This is a genomic window from Rapidithrix thailandica, from assembly GCF_039710355.1.
In the GTDB taxonomy this organism is placed as follows: Bacteria; Bacteroidota; Bacteroidia; order Cytophagales; family Flammeovirgaceae; genus Rapidithrix; species Rapidithrix thailandica.
In genome coordinates, this window is record NZ_JBDKWZ010000003.1 from 501,969 (window position 1) to 523,001 (window position 21,033).

Consider the following 21,033-nt stretch of genomic DNA (forward strand, 5'->3'; position numbering starts at 1 on the left):
AAAATCACTAGGTAATAAATGTTAATAATTGGTTTAAGTCTGCAAGAGTGATTACCTTTGTAAGGTATAGTCTTCTTTAAAATCACCGACTACAAATGCTCCACTATATTGTTTGGTTGAACATGCTAAATCGGTCAAATAAATTTTGACTGAGGATGGAAAGGCTAGAACTATAAGCAATGTAACATCAACTTTGTTAAGCCACCAAATCCAAGTGGAGAACCCATTACTACCTCATACCCTACCCTTTTTTGCGGTCCGGCCCATTATTAAGTTGGAGTCTGCCGGGAAAAAAGGTTACATGCAATAGCATTCTAATTACAACCTAAATCAACGTATTGAGAAGTATCAATTGCTTGTACTTATCGCTTTCATAGTACTTGTGGGGTTGCTCCTGCCATAAGATTTGCCAAGTCTTAAAAACGTCATTCGAACTATCAATTCTTTACAGGCTTATGTATTACAACGCTATTATAATTTCGGCTTTACCATGAAAAAAATTACTCTATCCCTGTTATGTAGTTTGCTCTCAATAATAGTAGGTTTTGCCCAATCTATTCCTGATCAATTTCAAAAAGTAGACGTAGTCACAGGTCTGAAAAATGCCGTGGATTTTACCTTTCTGCCCGATGGGCGGGTATTGTTACTAGACCGCTTCGGGGAAGTAATCCTTTACAAACCGGATTTGCAGACCACTGTATCCGCTGCTCAAATCCCCGTATTTCACGAATTGGAAGACGGGTTGATTGGGATTGAACCCCATCCTGATTTTCAAAGCAATCAGCATGTATTTGTCCATTATTCTCCTTTAAATAAGTCGGTCAACCGGGTTTCCCGCTTTACCATGCAGGGGGATTTTTTTGATATGAATTCGGAGGTCGTGTTGTTAGAATGGGGGGTACAGCGGGTCAGTTGTTGCCATGCTGCGGGAGATATTGAATTTGATATGGATGGCAATTTGTACATCGCCACCGGAGATAACACCAATCATACCGAATACGCTACAATCAATGAAACGGACAGCTTGTACAGTGCGGAACGCACTTCTTCCAATACGATGGACTTACGGGGAAAGATCCTGCGGATCAAACCGGAATCGGATGGAAGCTATTCCATTCCGGCCGGAAACCTCTTTCCCAACGGACAAGGAGGCCGGGCGGAAATTTATGCCATGGGAGTTAGAAATCCTTATACATTGCATTCGGATGCCCAAACCGGCTGGTTGTATTGGGGAGAAGTAGGCCCGGATGCGGCCGGACCGGATCCTCAACAAGGCCCCTTGGGCTATGATGAAATCAACCTGATGAAACAAACGGGAAACATGGGCTGGCCGTATTTGGCCGGAAAAAACCAACCTTATTGGAATCCCTATGAAAATAAATGGTACGATGCCAATGCTCCCAAAAACCACTCGCAATGGAATACCGGAGCTACGGAATTGCCAGCCGCCCAACCGGCTTGGATTGAGATTCCCAGTGAATGCCATATGGTAGGCCAGCGCTATTACTACGATCCGGAAGTAGTGGACGATAAAAAACTGCCGATCGAATTTGACGGGGCATTTTTCTATTTTGACTTTAATACCCATTGGCATAGTGGGCAAAAGGTGAGTACCGCCTATGTAGTGAAAATGGATAATGACGGGAACATCATTTCCAATGATCTGTGGAATCCCACAAAAATCTTTGGACAAGGGTTTATCCGGATGAAAATCGGGCCGGATGATCATATGTATATATTGGAATACGGAACCGGTTGTTGCGACCATAATTCAGGTACGGGTGTATTGGTACGGCTGGACTATGTAGGCGTGAATTCCAATTTGTCCCCGGTAGCCAAAATCAGTGCGGATAAAGTGGCCGGATCCATTCCTTTGACGGTGAATTTTTCCAGTGCCGGCAGTTACGATCCGGATGGTCCGTTAAATGAATTGACCTATGAATGGGATTTTGAATCGGATGGGATCGTAGATGCCACTACAGCAAATGCCAGTCATATATATCTACTGCCGGGGGATTACAATGCCAAACTCAAAGTGAAAGATGCTGACGGAGGGGAAAGTGTCAAGCTGTTGACCATTCATGCCGGAAATAATTTTGCCGAATTTGATTTTGACTATCCTGCGGATGGTGGGTTTTTTGCCTGGAATGAACGCATCAATTACAAAGTGGTGGTCACTGACCCAGAAGATGGGTCGACTAGTGGAGGCGGAATTAGCTGTAATGAGGTAAATATTATTCCTTCACTGGGGCATTTGGACCATACTCATGATGATAATACGGAAAATACCTGTGAAGGAGATTATGTAGTGGCTTCCGGTGATCATGATGTGGATGGTGATGATGATTTATATTTTGTCTTTTATGTCAATTATACGGATCAGGGAGGACTTACTGCCTATGGACAGGTGACTGTTTATCCCAAGCGGCAGGAAATGGAGTTTTACGATGAACAGAGTGGTGTGTCCTTGATCAATAATACGGACCCCTGGTTAGGAGGCCTGAAATCCATCCGGGTTTCCAATGGCGCTTATGTAAAATTTGAAGGGAGAAATCTGCATAATATATCTTCTGTCAAATACCGGGTAGCCTCGGTTTATAACGGTGGGATTGTGGAGTTGCGGGCCGACAGTCCGACAGGTACCCTTTTGGGTTCGGCCAATGTACCCAATACGGGGAGTACGGATGCCTGGCAATATATTACTACCTCCGTGACAGACCCGGGAGGAAAACACGATTTGTACTTTGTATTTAAAAATGCATCGGTGAGTGCGAATATTTTTGATATCAACTTTGCCGAATTCCAAGGTGTGGGTGAGTCGGTAGATGATATCCAACCTGGCATCACGGAAGTGCGAGGAGAAAGCAAAACGGAAGTACAGGTGATTTTTTGGGAGCCTGTACAACAGGCCACTGCACAAAATGTGAATAATTATGCGATTAATAACGGACTGAGTATTTCCTCAGCGGTATTGCAGCCAGATGGTAAAACGGTTTCCTTGACTACCAGTGCCATGACAGACGGTGCGAGTTATACTGTTACGGTAAACAATATTAAAGATTTGGTAGGTAATACGATTCCTGTCAATACCCAGGCTTCTTTTGTGTACAACAAAGCTTTGGCGCCATTAGTGAGGGTGAATACCGGAGGGCTGGCTGTAAGTTATAGTGGTGAAGATTGGGAAATAGACCAATACAATACCGGAAGCGAAAATACCTTTCAAAATTATAATTTGAATATTGCAGGTACCTCAAAAGATGAACTGTATCAGACGGAACGATGGGGAGATTTTACTTATAATATTCCGGTGCCCATGAATGGGACATACCGGTTGGTTTTACACTTTTCCGAATTGTATTGGGGCGTACAAAATAACGAAGGAGCAGGTTCCAGGGTGTTTAATGTCAATATCGAAAACAATCAAGCCTCTTTGTATAATTTTGATATCTTGACAGAAGTCGCTCCGGCAACAGCCTTGGCAAAAACGTTTGACAATATTCAAGTGAATGATGGATTTATGACCATTGACTTCATCAGTATTGTCAACAATGCCAAAATCTCAGCTATTGAAATTTATGGAGATGAAAGTCTAAGCGATCCGCCTTCGGTCACTATCCTTGCTCCGGAAGACGGCAGTATGGTGTTACAACCCTTTGACTTGGTGTATCAAATTGAAAATTGGGAAGTGAAATCGGGTGGAACACATTTCCATTGGATCATTGATGGGTTAAATATGGGAGGTGTTTACAATACGGAGCCAATTACGTTTAACAACCTGGAATTAGGGGATCATACCATTCGCCTGGAACTGTATAATTCCAATCATACAGGTACCGGCATTTACGATGACGTCCAAATCACTGTGGTAGACCAACTGCCTACTTCCATTGTGATTGATGATCCGTTAGAAGGGGCTGTAGTCAACGGAAGTTTTGAGGTGGCCTTTACCGCTCATAGCTTTTCCATTCCGGCTGACGGTTATATCAGTTGGTCGTTGGACAACGGAGCCCTAACAGGGCAACATACTTCTGAAAATCCGATTAGCTTTTCCAACGTTGGTAACGGGTCGCATACACTCCGGTTGGATTTGATGAACTCCGACAATACCAGTACCGGGGAATATGACATTGTACAATTTGAAGTAGTACAGGAGTTGGCTATTGGCACTTGGACTGAGCAAGACGAGGCCGAGCATCACCGGGTAGATGTTCCCAATGCGGTCTATCAGAACAAATTGTATGTGTTCGGAGGTTTGGATCAGGTCAGTACCGGCCAGCCGGTTGTCGTCAGTACAGATGCATTGGACCCCCGGGCTCCTCAGGGGAATCAGTGGATGGTAAAGGCACAAATGCCCACTCCGGTACACCATGCCATGGCCTCCTTGATTGATGGAGAAATATGGATTGTTTGTGGGTTTAAAGAGTCCAACTGGGGGGCCGGAGTGAACAAAGTTCAAATTTATAACCCCAATACCAATACTTGGCGTGAAGGACCAGCCTATCCGAAAGCTTTGGGATCGGTAGCCTTGGTGCGTATCGGGAGAAAATTACATGGCATCAGCGGACTCAAAGGGGTACGGCACGGAACCAGTAATGTAGAAGTCAATGATCATTATGTATTGGACCTGGATAACCAACAAGCGGGCTGGCAAGTGGCTCTGGCCATTCCTGTGGCCCGGAACCATATGGCTACAGTAGCCTTAGGAGGGAAAATTTATGGAATAGGAGGTGCCATTGGGCATGATGATGTACCCCAACCTTGGCAAGATCAAAGCCGGGTGGATATATTCGATCCTTATACCAATACTTGGTCTCAGGCAGCTTCTTTGCCTTTGGGCATTTCACACCACGAAAGCAGCACTTTTGTATTGGATGGAAAAATAGTGGTGGTATCGGGGAAAACTACCGGAGATTGGTCGGGAATTGATGATATCTGGGAATACACCCCGGAAACCAACACTTGGAAGAATATAGGAAATGTACCCGTATCCCGACTTAACCCGGCTTCCAAAGTGATTGGTGATACTCTTATCGTGACAGAAGGGGGAGGAGCTATCAAGGTGAAGGATACTTATTTTACCGAAGTCACCCGTGCCCGAAGTACTAAGATGGGATTCTGGCCTCAGCAAATCAGTAGTAGCTATACCGAGGCTACTAATGGTACGATTGTCAAGAATTTACTTCTGTGGACTTATACGGGAGAAACTGCCTTTAATTTGAATTTGAGTAGTTTACCTTCTTGGCTTACCATTAATGTTCCTCATACCCAGACAGGGACCTATGGAGCCGAGGTACAACTAGTGGTTGACGAAAGCCTGTTGGCAGCCGGTACAAATAGTTTTGAACTGAAGGCATTTGCCACAGGTTACGATACGGCCAAAATATGGGTTCAGGTAGAAGGCAATGATCCTAACCAACCTTCTATTACAATTACCTCCCCTACTAATGAGAGTTCAGTAGGGTTAAGTGTGGATGTGGCCTTTAACGTAAGTAACTGGTATGTAGGCCAGGATTCCAGTCATGTCAGCTGGGTATTTGAAGAATTGGAACCGAACGGACAGGTAACCAGTATGCAGACCGGTATGCATATGGACTTGAATCCCATTCCATTTACGGACTTAAAACACGGACAAATCTACCGGGCGCGGTTGGGATTGATGAATGCCGACCACACCAGTGCGGGCTATTTTGACGAAGTGATGTTCACAGCTGCCCATCCGGATGCTTTACAAATCAATGCCGGAGGCAATGCCATACAGACCGCCAGGGGTAATTTTATCAGTGATACGTATTTTACCGATGGAACAAGCTATTCTAGTAGTATTGAGATTCAAAATAGTACTGTGGCTATGCAGGACTTGTATCAAACCGAGCGTTGGGGAGATTTTCAATACGAAATCCCTGTAGCGAATGGAGCGTATAGTGTGATTTTACATTTTGCCGAATTGTATTGGGGAGTGAATACACAAGGAGGACAGGGCGAACGGGTGTTCGATATATTCCTTGAAGGTAGTATGGTGTTGAGTGATTACGATATCGTCAGTGATGTAGGACCCGCCACAGCTGTCAGCAAAGAATTTACTGTGAATATCACAGATGGTGCTGTAAGCCTTTATGGAATAGCTTCGGCAAATAATCCCAAGATTTCTGCCATCGAAATTGTTCCGGCTACTTCCGGAACGGAGTTTCCTCCTCAAATTACGGTCATCAACGATCAACAAATCATTGAAGGAGATACCCTACTTGTACCTATCACTGCTACCGACAATGAAAATGATCCCATCAGTTTAAGTGCATTGGTAAAAGAAAACGGAACACCAATTTCATCCTCCTTGTATTCATATAGTGATAATGGAAATGGTACAGGAGAATTTCAATTGCCTACGGCTTTGGGAGATGCCGGGAGAGAGTTTGAAGTGACCATCAGTGCAACGGATAATGACGGAACTACTATGGAGAGCTTTCTTGTAGTAGTGGTGCCGGAAGGAAATGAGCAAGCTATACGGATTAATGCCGGAGGAGGAACGGTTGTGACCAATATAGGAGAATATATTAGTGATACCTATTTTACAGGTGGAAGTGCTTATTCCAGTGAGGAGTTTATTCAAAATAGCTCTTCGGCAATGCAACCGGTATACCAAACCGAACGTTGGGGAGATTTTCAATATGAAATACCTGTGAGCAATGGCTCTTATCAAGTGGTATTGCACTTTGCCGAGTTGTATTGGGGTGTCAAAACACAAGGTGGTCAAGGCGAAAGAGTATTTGACATTTTGTTGGAGGGGAATATAGTGCTGGATAACTACGATATCGTCAGTGATGTAGGACCTGCCACTGCCGTTAGCAAGACCTTTACCGTAGATATTTTGGATGGAACGGTGAGCCTTTCGGCAACTGCCTCGGTCAACAACCCGAAGATCTCTGCGATTGAAGTACTACCGGTGGGAGATTTGCCCCAAGCCCCCCCTCAGCTAGCTGCTATTCCAGATAAAGAGGTGCTTGGAGGGCAAACTCTTACGGTTCCGGTCAGTGCTATGGATGGCAACGGGGATGCGATTAGTTTGGATGTTCAGATCACTGAAAACGGCTCCCCCGTCTCTCCCTCTATGTATTCCTTTACAGACTTTGGCAATGGCACGGGAGAACTGCAGTTCTTTACCTCCACAGGAGATGCCGGAAAAATAGTTGATGCTGTCGTTAGTGCGACAGACAATGATGGGACTTCTACGGAGTCTTTTACCATTACCGTATTGGATGAAAATACAGTAGCTGCAATTCGCATTAATGCCGGAGGATCTCAATTACAAACCAGCGATGGTAAAACCTGGAGTGCGGATACACATCCGGATGGAGATAAGTACAATCCCACCCGTGTTATAGCAATTGCAGGAACCAATGACGATGCCTTGTATCAATCTGAACGAAATGACGGAGGTGTAGGCTTTTTACTGTATGAAATTCCTGTGCCGCCTTATAGCTCTTATACCGTCAACCTACATTTTGCAGAGTTATGGTGGGGAGCGCCTGGAGGTGGTCCTGGAGGTCCGGGTAAACGAGTGTTTGATATCAATATCGAAAACGGTCAAGCTTTTGTTGATAATTACGATATCAATGCTGATGTAGGGCCAGCTACTGCCACAGTAAAAACCTTCTCAGGGATTACGGACAATAATGCAGATGGTAAAATCAAAATTTTGTTGGTAACGGAAGCCAATAAAGCAAAAATTTCCGCCATTGAAATTGTTCCTCAAGGAAGCACAGTCGGTTTGCCTCCGCAAATCTCAGCAATAAGCGATCAACAGGTGTCAGAAGGGGAAACACTCACGGTGCCTGTGTCTGCCAGTGATAATGAAGGAGATGCGATTAGTTTGAGCGTGCAAGTTACGGAAAACGGCTCTCCGGTTTCTACCAGTGAATATAGTTTTAATGATAATGGAAATGGCTCCGGGTCTTTCCAATATACTCCGGTAGTAGGAGATGCGGGGCGTGTATTGGATGTATCTGTTCAGGCATCCGATGTGGACGGGTCGACCATGGAAATATTCCAAATTACGGTAACTCCACAAGGGCAAGGAACGCCTGTTCGAATCAATGCCGGAGGTCCCGATTTGCAAACCAACGATGGAAAACAATGGTCAGAAGATCTATTGCAGATGGGAACGGCTTTTGAAAAACAAATAGCCATTGAAGGGACCAATGACGATGCTTTGTACCAAACCGAACGAAACGATGGGGGGGCCGGCTCTTTAACTTATGATTTGCCTGTGGAAGCGGCCAGTGAGTACACCGTCAATTTACATTTTGTCGAATTGTATTGGGGAGTAAATGGGCCGGGAGGTACTGGAAACCGGGTGTTTGATATCAATATTGAAAATGGACAGGTATTGATTGATAATTATGATATCAATGTTGTGGTGAGTCCTCCGACTGCCGTAGTGGAAACCTTTACAGGAATCACTGACTCGAATGGAGATGGCAAAATCAACATTACCTTGGTAACGGAAGCTAATAAAGCGAAGATTTCTGCCATTGAGATTCTCCCAATCAATAGTTCTTCAGCAAAATTGGCAAGTACTATAAGCAGTACCAAAGTGCTGGAAGAAAAAGCGGAGGTGGACGTTTATCCGAACCCTTCTCCGGATGTTGTTACAATTGATATTTATGATCCTGAGGATTTACCAAAATCCATTAACATCTTTAATAGTGTAGGGCAAAGAGTATATGTCGAAGAGCATTTGAAGAAAGACTCTTTACAGATCAACTTAGCAAATTATAACAGAGGCTTGTTTGTGGCTGTAATCAAAATAGGTGACAAACAGATTGTCCGGAAAATTTCTATTAAATGATTTTAGCGTTTATATAATTGGTAAAGTTAAAGTACCAAGCTGGAGCAGGATCATCCTGCTACCAGCTTTTTTTATGATTTTCATTAACTATTTGGCAGGTTCTACAACGGCTGACCCTGATAAATCCAAATCCAAATCAGGTTGTAAATTATAGTGAAGTACAGAGGCACCAGAACCCGTTACTTTAAGTTGTTTAACAGGAGAAACTTCTGCCTCTGCGGAACCTTCGTTGATGATTTTAATATCATCAGTAGGGAGGTCAAAGCTATACAAACGCGTGTCTCCGGAATTTTTGGAGCTGAATTCATCGGTTAAGTGATAAATTTTAACAGGTCCTATGATTTTTAGTCCATTCTCTACATTGACAATAGATTGACCAATTAGCAATTGGGAGTCATCCAGGATCAACGCGTTTTCATACACCACCTCTACATCGTCTTCTTCTAAAATTAAAAATTCTTTCTCTTCGGTACGGATAAGAGAAGACAGCCAAACCTGACTACTTCCTTTTAAGGTAGTTTCAATATCTTCTACCTGGAGTCCGGAGGCTGTCAGTCTACTATCCCCTTGAGTAAGTAAAGCCAAGTCGTCCAGCCAGTCACCGTTTTCTTGTTCTAAAAGCACCTGTGCATCTGCTTCTACCACAATTGTCAGATCATCATCAGTGGGCAGGTAAATTACCAGGCTGTCAGAAGGTTTAATGTAATCTTTGCCATGAATATGCAAGGTATTATCACTCACTTTTAACTCAAGCAAGTCATGTAAATATGCATTTGCTGTGACTTTGATTTCATGAGAGTCATCCTCGTCTTCTTCAAAGAGAATCAGTTTGGCATTGGTACTAATCCTCACTTTGTCGAAATCTTCTACAGAAAAGAAATCTTTATAATCTCCCTCAAAATCATCGTCTTTATCACATGAAAAGGCCAAAAATGCACCTACGAATAATAGAAGAAGTTTACTTTGAAAGTTTCGCATAATATCAAAAAATTAGTTTCACTTACTTTGTACAAATTACTTGCCTTATCTCTGACGGAATGTTACCGGATTTGGTTGGAATATTTTAAAAAAATGCTTTTCCGAATTCAGAACCAAAGAACGTAGACAGTGATTTGGAAGGATTATTTTGAATTTGCTACTTAATTAATTTTCAACAGGTTTGTGGATTACTGAATTGTTTGTTAGTTTTGCAGGCCTAATTTATAACTTTGAATTTGAGGACAAATGAAAAGGACATACCAACCATCTAATAGAAAAAGAAAGAACAAACACGGTTTCCGTTCAAGAATGCAAAGCGTAGGTGGCCGTTTGGTTATTGCGAAAAGAAGAGCAAAAGGTAGAAAAAAATTGAGTGTTTCTAACGAAAGAAAACACAAAGCTTAATCTGTTTTTGATAAAAACTCCTTAAACAATACGGAAGGATGAAAACTAGGATCGCAAAAAAAATCGTAAAGAAAAAAGAAGACCTGAAATACAACCGGGAGCAGTTAAGAAAAGCTGACACTGTTGTAGGTAGATACGAGCGTAGAAAAAAGGCTGATCAATAAATCCGGTTCGGGCTTGTTCATATTATTATTTATCAGATAGTATTTTGAAAGAGTCCTTGGATCAAACCTTTCCTAAGAGTGAACGCCTGACAGGTAAGAAATCAATCCAGGAGCTTTTTACTAAAAGCTCCTCTGTTTTTTTATTTCCTTTCAAAATCCTGTACACTTTTCCCGAAACCTCAACTGAAAAGTACCCCAGGGTGTTAATTTCGGTGCCTAAAAGAAGATTTTCAAAAGCAGTGCACCGCAATAAGCTTAAGCGAAGGATACGTGAAGCTTATCGATTACACAAATCCGCTATATTTACCTCTGACACCAATCCTGACCGCCTAGCCATTATCTATGTGGGCAAGGAAATCTCTGATTTTCATTTCTTGGAAAAAAAGCTGACGGCTGTACTGCAAAAGATCGGGAAAAAGTAGTAATCTTCGCAGTGGGAAAGCCTACAAAGGGCCTAAATAAATTTTTAGGAGCGAAGTTTGTTATGTTTTTGCTAGATATTCCTAAATTTAGGAGAGGTTTTTTGAAAGAAAAAAACCGGATTAACTAGCTTTAAGGTTAGTATTTACTTGGCTCCCATTGTGTTTCCCATACGAAGGGCGCAGCTAATTAAATTGGACGATTTTTTTGCAATCCTTCAATAAAGCCTGTGAACCAAATCCCGTCCTTTTTTGTAAAAGCATCATGATAGTTAATCAAAAGCATAATACTATTTCCCTATGAAATTTAAAAAATTAAGCCTTGGTGTAGTGGTATTTACTCTTATCAGTTCTCTGGTAGCATTTAGCCCTCATGATAAATACTTCGAAATAGCTAAAAATATTGACATCTTTGTGACTTTGTACCAAGAGGTAAATAAGTTTTATGTTGATGATGTAAACCCTACGGACTTGATGAATTCGGGGATCAATTCAATGTTGAATACCTTAGACCCGTATACGGATTACATTCCGGAGGATGAAATTGAAGATTATCGTACGATGACTACCGGGGAATACGGAGGAGTGGGGATTATGATTGGCAACCGGAATAGTAAAATCATGATACTGATGGCATCCGAAGGGTTTGCTGCTGATCGTGCCGGCTTGGAAATAGGGGATGAGCTGATTAAAATTGATGAGGTAGATGTGGAGAGAAGGAATATTGATGATATAAGTAAATTATTGAAAGGACAATCAGGTTCGGAAGTAAATTTGACCGTAAGAAGGTTCGGGCATACCACTCCGTTGACCTTTCACTTGAAGAGAGAGAAGATTCAATTGAGTAATGTGCCTTATTTTGGAATGGTAACCGAAGATATTGGCTTAATTCAATTAACGGATTTTACAAGAAATGCAAGCAAAGAGGTCGCTACAGCCCTGAATAAATTAAAAGATCAAGGGGCAAAGAAAGTTATTTTAGACTTAAGAAGTAACCCCGGAGGCCTTTTGTCTGAGGCAATCAATGTTTCCAATGTTTTTCTCCCAAAAGGCCTTGAAATTGTAAGTACAAAAGGTAAGATCAAAGATTGGAACCGGACCAATAAAGCACTGAATAGCCCGGTGGATACAGAGATCCCTTTGGCAGTACTGATCAACGGGCATAGTGCATCGGCTGCTGAGATTGTTTCTGGGGTCATTCAAGACTATGACCGGGGAGTGTTAGTAGGTAGACGTTCTTTTGGTAAGGGGCTGGTACAAGCAACCCGTTCCTTGTCGTACAATTCTAAACTGAAAGTGACCGTTGCCAAATATTATATTCCAAGTGGCAGATGCATTCAAGAGATTGACTATAGCCATAAAAGTAAAGACGGATCCCCTGAAAAGATTCCGGATTCTTTGAGAGTTGCTTTTAAAACCCAAAATGGGCGAACAGTCTATGATGGAGGAGGGGTGTCTCCAGATCTTCGGGTGTCTCCTATGAATTATGCAACCATCACTATGAGTCTGTTGAACAGAGGGTTGATCTTTAACTATGCAACGGAATATAAATTTAAACATGAGCAAATTCCCCCTGCAAAAGATTTTTCATTGACAGATGCTGAATTTGAGGAGTTTGTCGAATGGTTAAATGACAAAGAGTATGATTATCGCACGGAAGTGGAAAAGTCTTATGATAAGCTTGTAATCAGTGCTAAGGCAGAAAAATATTATGATGATATTCAAAATGAAATTCAGGCCTTAAAACAGAAGATTTTTCACAACAAAGAGTCGGACTTATATAACTTCAAAAAAGAAATAAAGAGAGAGTTGGAAAAAGAGATTTGTTCGAGGTATTACTTAAAGAATGGACGCATTGAGGTTGCCTTTGATCATGATCATGATGTGCTTACTGCAGTAGCAGTATTAAATGACAACGACCGTTATGGAGAAATACTGGCGAAGCATTAATTTTTTTGCTCATATTTGATTTACTATAAAAAAGAACAGCCCTTCATTGATTCAATGAAGGGCTGTTCTTTTTTATATGGCTACCTCACTCGCCATTTAAGATCCAAAAAGGATTTGTAGGTGCCTACTCAGAGATCAAAATATGGCTTTGGAAAATAGAAGTGAGTTTTTGATTATCAAAAGATTTTAATTCTAATTGATAGGTGCCTATGCTATCAGGTTGATAAGCTTCGGTAAATTCGAAAATAGATTCGGAGAGATTTCTATACATAGTGTCTAAGACAACAGCCCCTAAATTAATACCTCCATCACTTTTGGAGGTAATATCCGTCAGAGTTAATTGTAACGAGTCAATCAGATGTTTGGGAGAATATGTTTTACCTGAGAAAATGACAGGAGTATTTAAGGAAGCGTTTGCTGAGTCTGAATGGGGTTGAAACATCTCAATTCTTGGGCCGGGGTTTTCAATCGTTAAATCAAATTGATGTGATTGGCCAGGTGTGCCATTGAAATCTTCAAATTCCATTGAGAGTGAGTAAGTACCATTGGCTGCATTACTCACACTTGGATAAAAAATACGTTGAGCAATTACTTTTTGGCCTCCTATGTTGATAAGCGTGTCTAATCTGTATAAAGAAGGGTTGCCAAAAGGTATTTCGAATTGATCGGCAGGGTCTGGCATAATGTGAATCCTGTAGGAGCCTAAAGAGGAATTATCTGAAAATTCTGCTTGAATGATTAGGGAGTCAGGAAGGATTAATTTAATCAGGCCTTGCTCCTGGCCATTGATTTTTAGATTTTTTACCACGGGTGCCTCATCATCATTGTAGTTACACCCTGTCATCACAATACTAAAACTCAATATAAAAAATAACAAGCTTTTCATGGTAGTGTAGTTCATTTCCACTCTGGAATCCTTTTGGGCAAAAATATAAGATTCAAATCTCTTACATTGTGTTTTTACAAATTATAGTTAGGAAAGAGTATTATACACCATATTTCTTAGTTAGTTGGAAAGAAAAATGTTAAGGGGAGCATTAAAAAAATGGACGGAGAGCTGTGGTGTGATTAGAGCATATTTAAAATTCGTTGCGGAAGGCCATCCCTTTGGTAGTGAAAATACTATGCTGAGGTTCCTGAAATGAGAGTTTTTGGCCCAAAGGGTTTAATCATACTCTTAAAGGGAAAACAGAAGAAAAAATAAAAGAGGTTTCTTTAAAGAAACCTCTTTTATTTTTATTTAATTGATTTTTTCAAATCAAAGGACTTAGAAAAGTCTAATATTTTTTGAATCGACTTTTCGCTCGGAGCCTTCTCTAAGCCATCTAATTCTTTTTTAAGGTGAAGAAAGGAGTAAAACTCTTCTTGAAATTGGGCATCGTTTTTTAACTTTTCTTCAAATTTTCTTTTTTCCTCCTCAGACACCTCTTTATAGAGATATTTAAGGATTTCTGTTGCTGAGATTTTTGTGGTCATAGGTAAAATTACTGTTACTTTGATTCATTTGTTTGCGCAGGTTAATGAGCGCATACCTCATTCTTCCTAACGCAGTATTAATACTTACACCTGTTACTTCTGCAATTTCCTGAAAGCTCATTTGCATATAATGTCTCATCATAAGCACTTCCTTTTGAGCCTCGGGAAGTTTTTGGATTAATTGTCGGAGTCGGGCATGAGTCTCAGATTTGATTTGTAGGGACTCTACTGCCTCTTCAGCAAACTCTAAAGTATTGAAAACGTTGCTACCATCTTCCATCACAATAGTCGGATACCGCTTTTGCTTTCTAAAATAATCAATTGCCATGTTATGAGCAATTCTGGATATCCAAGGGAGAAATTTTCCTTCTTCGTTATACCTGCCTGTCTTGATGGTTTTGATAGCCTTGATAAATGTATCTTGTAGTAAATCTTCTGCTACATAGGCATCTTTGACAATTAAAAATATAGTTGTATAAATCTTATTTTTGTGACGCATTAATAGCGTTTCAAATGCCTTCTCATCACCGGATTTGTATTTGGTTATAAGTTCGCAGTCACTGATCTTATACTTTCTCATATTTGGTTTACATTTAATTAACGAAAACATTAAAATTCCTATTGTAGAATGAAGCCTATATTGATAGACTAGTGGTAGTTAAAGTGATAATGAATAGTAACAGTAAAAAATGAAAAGTCGACTATGAGTTTGAAAATCAATAATTTGGATTACGTAACTATACAAATGTATGGCAAAGTCTACGCCAAAGCAAATTTTCAAACAAATGTTAATCTAAGAATATAAGCTGTTTATCGAATAATGAGCCTTGATAAACAGGATAAGGTAAAGAATACATAATAAATGGACTGTAGGCTGTGTTTGTCCATGGTTTTCGCTTGGTAACCACACCTTGTTTCCATCTTATAAAAAATATAACTTTTTGAAGATGAATACGGATCAATACTATATGTCAAGAGCTTTGATGCTGGCAGCCTTGGCGGATGAAGAAAATGAAGTGCCTGTGGGTGCGGTAGTAGTTTGTAATGATCAAATTATAGGAAAGGGATATAATCAAACCCAACAATTGGAAGATGCAACGGCTCATGCCGAAATGTTGGCCATCACCAGTGCCTCCGCGTTTCTCCATTCCCGCCATTTGCAAAAATGTACTTTGTATGTGACTTTGGAGCCTTGTCCTATGTGTGCTTCCGCCATCAATTGGGCACAGGTGGAAAGGGTGGTGTATGGTGCAGAGGATGAAAAACGAGGGTATCGGTCATTTTCACCCAAATTGATTCCTCCCAAAGTGGAAATAAAAGGAGGGGTATTGCACCAAGAATGTGAAGCATTGTTGATGTCTTTTTTTAAAAGACTAAGGAAATAATATCTTTGAGGATTCTGTTTTTGTGTAAATAAAATTCTACTTAGCTAAAGGATTGCCATATTTAATTTGAGTTGTAATTTATCTCAAATTAAAGCGGCATGAGTCTTTTTTATTTGTTAATTTTATACTACTTAAATAGAAATTGAGTAAAAAGTTAAACTTTTAAACACAATTAAAATGGCTTTCGAATTACCTGAATTAACTTATGCATATGATGCTTTAGCTCCGCATATCGATGCAAAAACTATGGAAATCCACCATACTAAGCATCATGGAGGATATGTGAGTAAACTAAACGCAGCGATTGAAGGAACTGAATTAGCAAATCTTTCTTTGGAAGAGCTATTAAAAGAGGCGATTACTAAGCATGGTGCAGCTGTAAGAAATAATGGAGGAGGTCACTATAACCATACGTTGTTCTGGACCGTTTTAAGTCCCAATGGTGGTGGTGCTCCTTCTGGTGATCTGGCTGCGGCTATTGACAGTGCTTTCGGATCATTGGATAAATTGAAAGAAACCTTTAACAATGCAGCCGCCACCCGCTTTGGTTCCGGATGGGCTTGGCTATGTGTGGAAAATGGGAAATTAACAGTTTGCTCTACGCCTAATCAGGACAATCCTTTAATGGATGGCGCTGGTTGCAGCGGTACTCCTATCTTAGGTTTGGATGTTTGGGAACACGCTTATTACTTGAACTATCAAAACAGAAGACCTGATTATATTTCCGCTTTCTGGAATGTAATTAACTGGGAAGAAGTAGCTAAAAGATATGCTGCTGCAATCGCATAAACTTACCTATATAAAATCTTTAAAAGAAAGGCTTTCATCTAATGGAAGCCTTTTTCTTTTGAGGGAAAGGAGCCCTAAAACATCTATGCATTTAGCCTTTTGATTGTTAGTGTACTCGTGAAACATTTTCTGTGATTTTACAAATAAAGAAGCCTTCTTGTAAAATGTTGGTTTTACTTTCTTTATATAATATATAAATTTGTTTGTACGATAACACTAACTCATTATGCATAACTTAAACAGAACTGTTTATTCACAGCTTCAATGTTTGCTGTTGATAACTGTTATGGGCTTTTCGGCTTGTGCCCCCAGTCAAGAGAATCGAGAAAAGAAAGATCTCTTTTTTTACTGTGCTGCCGGAATGAAACCTGCAGTGGAGAAAATAGCCAAGGCCTACCAGCAAGAATTTGGCGTTACAGTCAACATTCAATATGGAGGCTCGGGCACTTTGCTATCCAATCTTCGTATTGCCAAAGGAAATGCCGACCTCTATCTCGCAGCGGATCAGAGTTACATCGATAATGCCCGGGAATACGATTTGATTGAGGAAGTACAACCAGTCGCTTTTTTGCGTCCTGTCATTGCCGTAGCCAAGGGAAATCCGAAGAATATTCAAGGTTTGAACGATTTGAAAAACCCGGAAATCAAAACGGCTCTGGCTAACCCGGATGCCGCCTCTGTTGGCCGGCAAACCAAAAAAATATTACAAGGCACTGGCGATTGGGACGCGATTAATGCCAACGTAAAAGTTCTTAAACCGACCGTCAACGAAGTGGCCAATGACATTAAATTGGGAGCCATAGATGCAGGGATTATCTGGGATGCTACCGCTAACCAATACCCGGAAATTGAGCAAATCTCGGTTCCCGAATTTGATGCTCACCGGAAGAAAGTCACTGTGGCCGTACTGAAAAGCAGTAGTAATCCGACACAAACCCTTCACTTTATCCGGTACATGGCTTCGAAAAACAAAGGCTTAAAAGTGTTTGAAGAATTAGGGTATCAGGCAGTAGAAGGAGATACTTGGGAAGACCAACCTGAAATCCTGTTTTATAGCGGAGGGGTGAACAGAGTTGCGATTGAAAAGACCATTCAGGCATTTGAAAAGCGGGAAGGTGTGAACGTGACCCGGGTGTACAACGGTTGTGGTATTTTAGTTTCCCAAATCAAAGCCGGTCAAAATCCCGATGCTTATTTCTCTTGCGACCGCTCTTTTATGGACGATGTACAAAGCCGGTTTACAGACATCCAGGACGTTTCTCATACTAAGATCGTCATTCTTACCAATAAAGAAAATACGCATCAAATTCATTCGCTGGAAGACCTTACCAAAGAAGGAATTTCGGTAGGAGTGTGTAATCCGCAACAAAGCGCGCTGGGAGCTTTGACGGCCCGTATGCTCGAAGGTATGGGCTTATTGGAGGGAGTGATGAAGAATGTAAAAGTACAAACTCCTACAGCAGACCTGTTGGTAAATCAACTCAAAACAGGGGCTTTAGGAGCCGCCATTGTGTACGAAGCCAATACTTCGCAAGTCAAAGACCAACTGACGGTCATCCCCTTGAGCAATGAGGGTGCTCTGGCGGTGCAAAATTTTGGGATAAGCACAAATTCCAAACATAAATACCTGACACAAAGACTCTTTCAAACCATTACCAGCCAAACCTCCAAAGCTAATTTTGAAAACAACGGATTTGGCTGGGAATATCAACAAGCAAACTGATGGGCAGTTTAAACAAGGGGCAATTGTGAAAACACAGACAACGAGCATCCGGGTAAAATCCGATTTCCCATTTTTTGCGGTCATGGGAGTGATGGCCAGTACTTATGTGATTTTGATTGTGGGAATGGTATTGGCGGATCTTACTTTTACTTCCCCGGTCCATATTTTAAATGCCCTGAAAAGCGAAGAAATTCGGTATGCGATCAAGCTGAGTTTGTTTTCCTGTACGATCACCATGATCTTGTCCTTATTGGTGGCTACGCCATTTGGCTATTTAATGGCCCGCTATCGCTTTCCGGGGAAAAAATTACTGGATGCCATTTTGGATATCCCGATTATTTTGCCGCCTTTGGTCATCGGATTGAGTTTGTTGATTTTATTCCAAACCGCTCCCGGTAAGTTTATCGAGGAATACATCTCGGTTACCTATGCCATTCCCAGCGTCATTCTCGCGCAGTTTATGGTGGCTTGTGCATTTGCTGTCCGCACTATGTATGTCACCTTTGCCCAAATTGATAAAAGACAGGAAGAAGTAGCTCTTACGCTGGGTTGCAACCGGAGCCAGGCATTTTGGCATGTAGTATTGCCCGAAGCAAAGCGAGGGATGTTAACGGCCGCTTCCTTGGCTTGGGCCAGGGCCTTGGGAGAATTCGGACCGATCTTATTGTTTTCAGGGGCCACACGGATGCGTACCGAAGTGTTGCCCACAACCGTGTTTTTAGAAATGTCGGTGGGGAATATTGAAGCTGCTGTAGCCGTCTCCTTGATAATGATTGTAGCCGGATTTGCCGTGTTAATGTTGGTCAGAATGCTGGGAAAAGAGCAAGCGGAAACACCTGTATGGTAAAGAGTAAGTTTGCCAAAAACTGAGGGTCGAATACTGTTTTAAATTAAAAAAATATTCACAATATCTAATCCCTAAAACCTAATCCCTAACCCCTGAACTCTCATGATTCAATGCATTGATTTACGAATAGAACAAGGCGATTTTCGGTTGTCCGGGGTGGATTTTCGCATTGAAACGGGTGAGTATGCTTGTCTGATGGGAAAAACCGGATCCGGTAAAACCACCATTCTGGAAGCGGTTTGTGGCTTAAGAAATTTACAGGGTGGAAAAATTTTAGTGGATGAACGAGACATCACTCAGTTAAAACCTGCCGAAAGGGGCATCGGCTTTGTACCACAAGACGCTGCTTTGTTTACAACCATGACCGTCAGGGAAAACATGGGCTTTGCCTTGAAAATCAGGAAATGGTCTAAAAAAGCCATTGATACCCGGGCCGAGGAATTGGCCGAACTACTGGATATTTCGCACTTGCTAAACCGGAAACCTAAAGGGCTGAGTGGTGGTGAAAAACAACGGGTGGCTATTGGGCGTGCATTGAGTTTTTACCCTTCGGTCATCTGCCTGGATGAGCCCCTTAGTGCCTTGGACGACAGTACGAAACAAGAGCTTTATCAATTGATTTACAGACTCAGAAAAGACATTCAAATTACGGCTTTGCACATTACCCATGCCTTAGACGAAGTGCGCAACCTGGCCGATAAGGTGCTGTACCTTCATCAAGGAAAGTTGCAAGCACACCCGTTGAGTGACTTTTTACAAATCGAAAAACATTTTATGGCAAAAGAGGAGAGATAAGCGGCTGTTTCTTAAGGATTAATTTTATAATGTTTATATATACTAAACTTTTATTGACTAACTTTCAAGTGTCTTGAGTGCGATGAATAACTGATAATTTTAAAATAACTCATTGTTTATATGAAAATAAAAATCAAATACACGGCCCAGCTGAAAAGTGAAGCAGGAAAAACGGCCCAGGAATATGAAGTGAAAAATGGCGAGAGTATTACAGAGCTTATGGCAAACGTAGCCGAACAACATTCCCAGAAGTTCAGAACTATTTTATTTGATGAAAAAGGACAGTTTCGCCCTTCGATGTTAATTGCCTATAATGGCAATCGTATCAGTCCGGCCACCTCTCCCGAATGGAAAGAAAATGATGAAATTACCTTGATGTCGCCCATTGCCGGAGGTTGAGAGAAGGTAATTTTCCTGTTTTTTTTAACACAATTATTCACACAAGCAATCAACAAATAAAATGATACAACTGACGGAGAAAGAGAAAGCCGTGTACGAATGGCAAATGTCTGTGCCCGGAGTAGGGGAAGAAGGCCAACAAAAATTAAAAGGAGCGAGTGTGCTGGTATCGAGAGTAGGCGGACTGGGAAGTGTGGTAGCCTACGAACTGGCGGCTGCCGGTGTGGGCAAGCTGGTGCTGGCGCATGGAGGAAATGTGAAACCCAGCGATTTGAATCGTCAATTATTGATGACAGACGATTGGTTGGGAAAGCCCAGGGTAGAATCTGCGAAGGGACGGTTATTGGAGTTGAATCCCCGCTTGGAGATTGAAATGATCCATTCCAATATCAATGAAGAAAATGCGGCCGAAGTGGTTAGCCAAGTCGATATGATTGTGGATGCCGCGCCTTTGTTTCAGGAACGTTTTTTAATGAACAGGGAAGCCGTAGCCCAAAACAAACCCTTGGTAGACTGCGCCATGTACGAGCTGGAAGCCCAGATCATGACCATCCTTCCCGGGCAATCAGCCTGTCTCTCCTGTTTATATCCCGAAATGCCTCCGGCCTGGAAAAGGGAGTTTCCGGTATTCGGAGCCGTGTCCGGTACAGTTGCTTGCCTGGGGGCGATGGAAGCCATCAAATTGATTACCGGCATTGGCCAACCACTGACCAATACTTTACTGACCATGGACTTACGGGATATGACCTTTGAGCGAATTTCCCTGGAGCGCGCTGCCGGGTGTAAAATATGTGGAAAAGAGAAGTAAAAAAAGAACAGTAGCCGGAATGGGTATCGGATACCAGCGAACTAATCCCT

Annotated in this window: 16 protein-coding genes; 12 read left to right on the forward strand and 4 right to left on the reverse strand. The window is 41.6% G+C overall.

Translation table 11 applies throughout. From position 1 onward, the window contains the following. The first annotated feature begins 490 nt into the window (after positions 1-490). The gene (locus AAG747_RS07605; protein WP_346820553.1) at positions 491-8,845 is read left to right on the forward strand and encodes a malectin domain-containing carbohydrate-binding protein; all 8,355 of its coding nucleotides are present in this window, start codon (positions 491-493) and stop codon (positions 8,843-8,845) included. An 87-nt stretch (positions 8,846-8,932) separates the two neighbouring features. Here AAG747_RS07605 and AAG747_RS07610 read toward each other — a convergent pair whose 3' ends face one another. After that, the gene (locus AAG747_RS07610) at positions 8,933-9,823 is read right to left on the reverse strand and encodes a GIN domain-containing protein (protein ID WP_346820554.1); all 891 of its coding nucleotides are present in this window, start codon (positions 9,821-9,823) and stop codon (positions 8,933-8,935) included. A gap of 246 nt (positions 9,824-10,069) precedes the next feature. Here AAG747_RS07610 and rpmH point away from each other — a divergent pair, with 246 nt between their 5' ends. The 4 genes from rpmH to AAG747_RS07630 all read left to right on the forward strand — a co-directional run bounded on the left by rpmH (position 10,070) and on the right by AAG747_RS07630 (position 12,761). Next, positions 10,070-10,228 carry a 50S ribosomal protein L34 gene (rpmH, locus tag AAG747_RS07615; RefSeq protein WP_346820555.1) on the forward strand — a complete coding sequence of 53 codons (159 nt, stop codon included), beginning with the start codon at positions 10,070-10,072 and terminating at the stop codon, positions 10,226-10,228. A gap of 38 nt (positions 10,229-10,266) precedes the next feature. Then, positions 10,267-10,392, forward strand: a complete 126-nt coding sequence (locus tag AAG747_RS07620) for a hypothetical protein (RefSeq protein ID WP_346820556.1) — start codon at positions 10,267-10,269, stop codon at positions 10,390-10,392. 56 nt (positions 10,393-10,448) lie between these two features. Then, on the forward strand, positions 10,449-10,814 hold the full coding sequence (rnpA, locus tag AAG747_RS07625; RefSeq protein WP_346820578.1) for a ribonuclease P protein component: 366 nt from the start codon (positions 10,449-10,451) through the stop codon (positions 10,812-10,814). 297 nt (positions 10,815-11,111) lie between these two features. Beyond that, a complete protein-coding gene (locus AAG747_RS07630; RefSeq protein ID WP_346820557.1) occupies positions 11,112-12,761 on the forward strand; it encodes a S41 family peptidase in 1,650 nt (549 codons plus the stop codon). Positions 12,762-12,885: 124 nt separating this feature from the next. Here AAG747_RS07630 and AAG747_RS07635 read toward each other — a convergent pair whose 3' ends face one another. The 3 genes from AAG747_RS07635 to AAG747_RS07645 form a co-directional block, all read right to left on the reverse strand. Beyond that, positions 12,886-13,647, reverse strand: coding sequence for a hypothetical protein (locus tag AAG747_RS07635; protein ID WP_346820558.1), 762 nt, complete (start codon positions 13,645-13,647; stop codon positions 12,886-12,888). A 350-nt stretch (positions 13,648-13,997) separates the two neighbouring features. Continuing rightward, entirely contained in the window at positions 13,998-14,237 is a 240-nt protein-coding gene (locus tag AAG747_RS07640; RefSeq protein ID WP_346820559.1) for a hypothetical protein, read from the reverse strand. Further along, positions 14,203-14,817 carry an RNA polymerase sigma factor gene (locus AAG747_RS07645; protein ID WP_346820560.1) on the reverse strand — a complete coding sequence of 205 codons (615 nt, stop codon included), beginning with the start codon at positions 14,815-14,817 and terminating at the stop codon, positions 14,203-14,205. The genes AAG747_RS07640 and AAG747_RS07645 overlap by 35 nt, the downstream gene beginning before the upstream one ends. 367 nt (positions 14,818-15,184) lie before the next feature. Between AAG747_RS07645 and AAG747_RS07650 the strand changes: the two genes are divergently transcribed. From AAG747_RS07650 to AAG747_RS07680, 7 genes are all read left to right on the forward strand, one after another. Beyond that, on the forward strand, positions 15,185-15,622 hold the full coding sequence (locus tag AAG747_RS07650; RefSeq protein WP_346820561.1) for a nucleoside deaminase: 438 nt from the start codon (positions 15,185-15,187) through the stop codon (positions 15,620-15,622). Between the two features lie 177 nt (positions 15,623-15,799). Beyond that, positions 15,800-16,411, forward strand: a complete 612-nt coding sequence (locus tag AAG747_RS07655) for a superoxide dismutase (RefSeq protein ID WP_346820562.1) — start codon at positions 15,800-15,802, stop codon at positions 16,409-16,411. A gap of 286 nt (positions 16,412-16,697) precedes the next feature. Then, complete coding sequence (gene modA / locus AAG747_RS07660; protein WP_346820579.1) at positions 16,698-18,134, forward strand: molybdate ABC transporter substrate-binding protein; 1,437 nt, start codon at positions 16,698-16,700, stop codon at positions 18,132-18,134. Continuing rightward, positions 18,091-18,981, forward strand: coding sequence for an ABC transporter permease (locus AAG747_RS07665; protein WP_346820563.1), 891 nt, complete (start codon positions 18,091-18,093; stop codon positions 18,979-18,981). Before modA ends, AAG747_RS07665 begins: the two co-directional genes overlap by 44 nt. Before the next feature lie 102 nt (positions 18,982-19,083). Next, on the forward strand, positions 19,084-19,776 hold the full coding sequence (locus AAG747_RS07670) for an ATP-binding cassette domain-containing protein (protein WP_346820564.1): 693 nt from the start codon (positions 19,084-19,086) through the stop codon (positions 19,774-19,776). 120 nt (positions 19,777-19,896) lie between these two features. After that, entirely contained in the window at positions 19,897-20,175 is a 279-nt protein-coding gene (locus AAG747_RS07675; protein WP_346820565.1) for a MoaD/ThiS family protein, read from the forward strand. A 61-nt stretch (positions 20,176-20,236) separates the two neighbouring features. Beyond that, positions 20,237-20,983 (forward strand): HesA/MoeB/ThiF family protein, encoded by a 747-nt coding sequence (locus AAG747_RS07680; RefSeq protein ID WP_346820566.1) that lies wholly within the window; start codon positions 20,237-20,239, stop codon positions 20,981-20,983. The last annotated feature ends 50 nt before the right edge of the window (positions 20,984-21,033 follow it).

What these genes read in the sequence shown, in the direction of transcription:
- AAG747_RS07605 (WP_346820553.1), top strand. Translation starts at nt 491, where the DNA reads ATGAAAAAAATTACTCTATCCCTGTTATGTAGTTTGCTCTCAATAATA.
- AAG747_RS07610 (WP_346820554.1), bottom strand. Translation starts at nt 9,823, where the DNA reads ATGCGAAACTTTCAAAGTAAACTTCTTCTATTATTCGTAGGTGCATTT.
- rpmH (WP_346820555.1), top strand. Translation starts at nt 10,070, where the DNA reads ATGAAAAGGACATACCAACCATCTAATAGAAAAAGAAAGAACAAACAC.
- AAG747_RS07620 (WP_346820556.1), top strand. Translation starts at nt 10,267, where the DNA reads ATGAAAACTAGGATCGCAAAAAAAATCGTAAAGAAAAAAGAAGACCTG.
- AAG747_RS07630 (WP_346820557.1), top strand. Translation starts at nt 11,112, where the DNA reads ATGAAATTTAAAAAATTAAGCCTTGGTGTAGTGGTATTTACTCTTATC.
- AAG747_RS07635 (WP_346820558.1), bottom strand. Translation starts at nt 13,647, where the DNA reads ATGAAAAGCTTGTTATTTTTTATATTGAGTTTTAGTATTGTGATGACA.
- AAG747_RS07640 (WP_346820559.1), bottom strand. Translation starts at nt 14,237, where the DNA reads ATGACCACAAAAATCTCAGCAACAGAAATCCTTAAATATCTCTATAAA.
- AAG747_RS07645 (WP_346820560.1), bottom strand. Translation starts at nt 14,817, where the DNA reads ATGAGAAAGTATAAGATCAGTGACTGCGAACTTATAACCAAATACAAA.
- AAG747_RS07650 (WP_346820561.1), top strand. Translation starts at nt 15,185, where the DNA reads ATGAATACGGATCAATACTATATGTCAAGAGCTTTGATGCTGGCAGCC.
- AAG747_RS07655 (WP_346820562.1), top strand. Translation starts at nt 15,800, where the DNA reads ATGGCTTTCGAATTACCTGAATTAACTTATGCATATGATGCTTTAGCT.
- modA (WP_346820579.1), top strand. Translation starts at nt 16,698, where the DNA reads ATGGGCTTTTCGGCTTGTGCCCCCAGTCAAGAGAATCGAGAAAAGAAA.
- AAG747_RS07670 (WP_346820564.1), top strand. Translation starts at nt 19,084, where the DNA reads ATGATTCAATGCATTGATTTACGAATAGAACAAGGCGATTTTCGGTTG.
- AAG747_RS07675 (WP_346820565.1), top strand. Translation starts at nt 19,897, where the DNA reads ATGAAAATAAAAATCAAATACACGGCCCAGCTGAAAAGTGAAGCAGGA.
- AAG747_RS07680 (WP_346820566.1), top strand. Translation starts at nt 20,237, where the DNA reads ATGATACAACTGACGGAGAAAGAGAAAGCCGTGTACGAATGGCAAATG.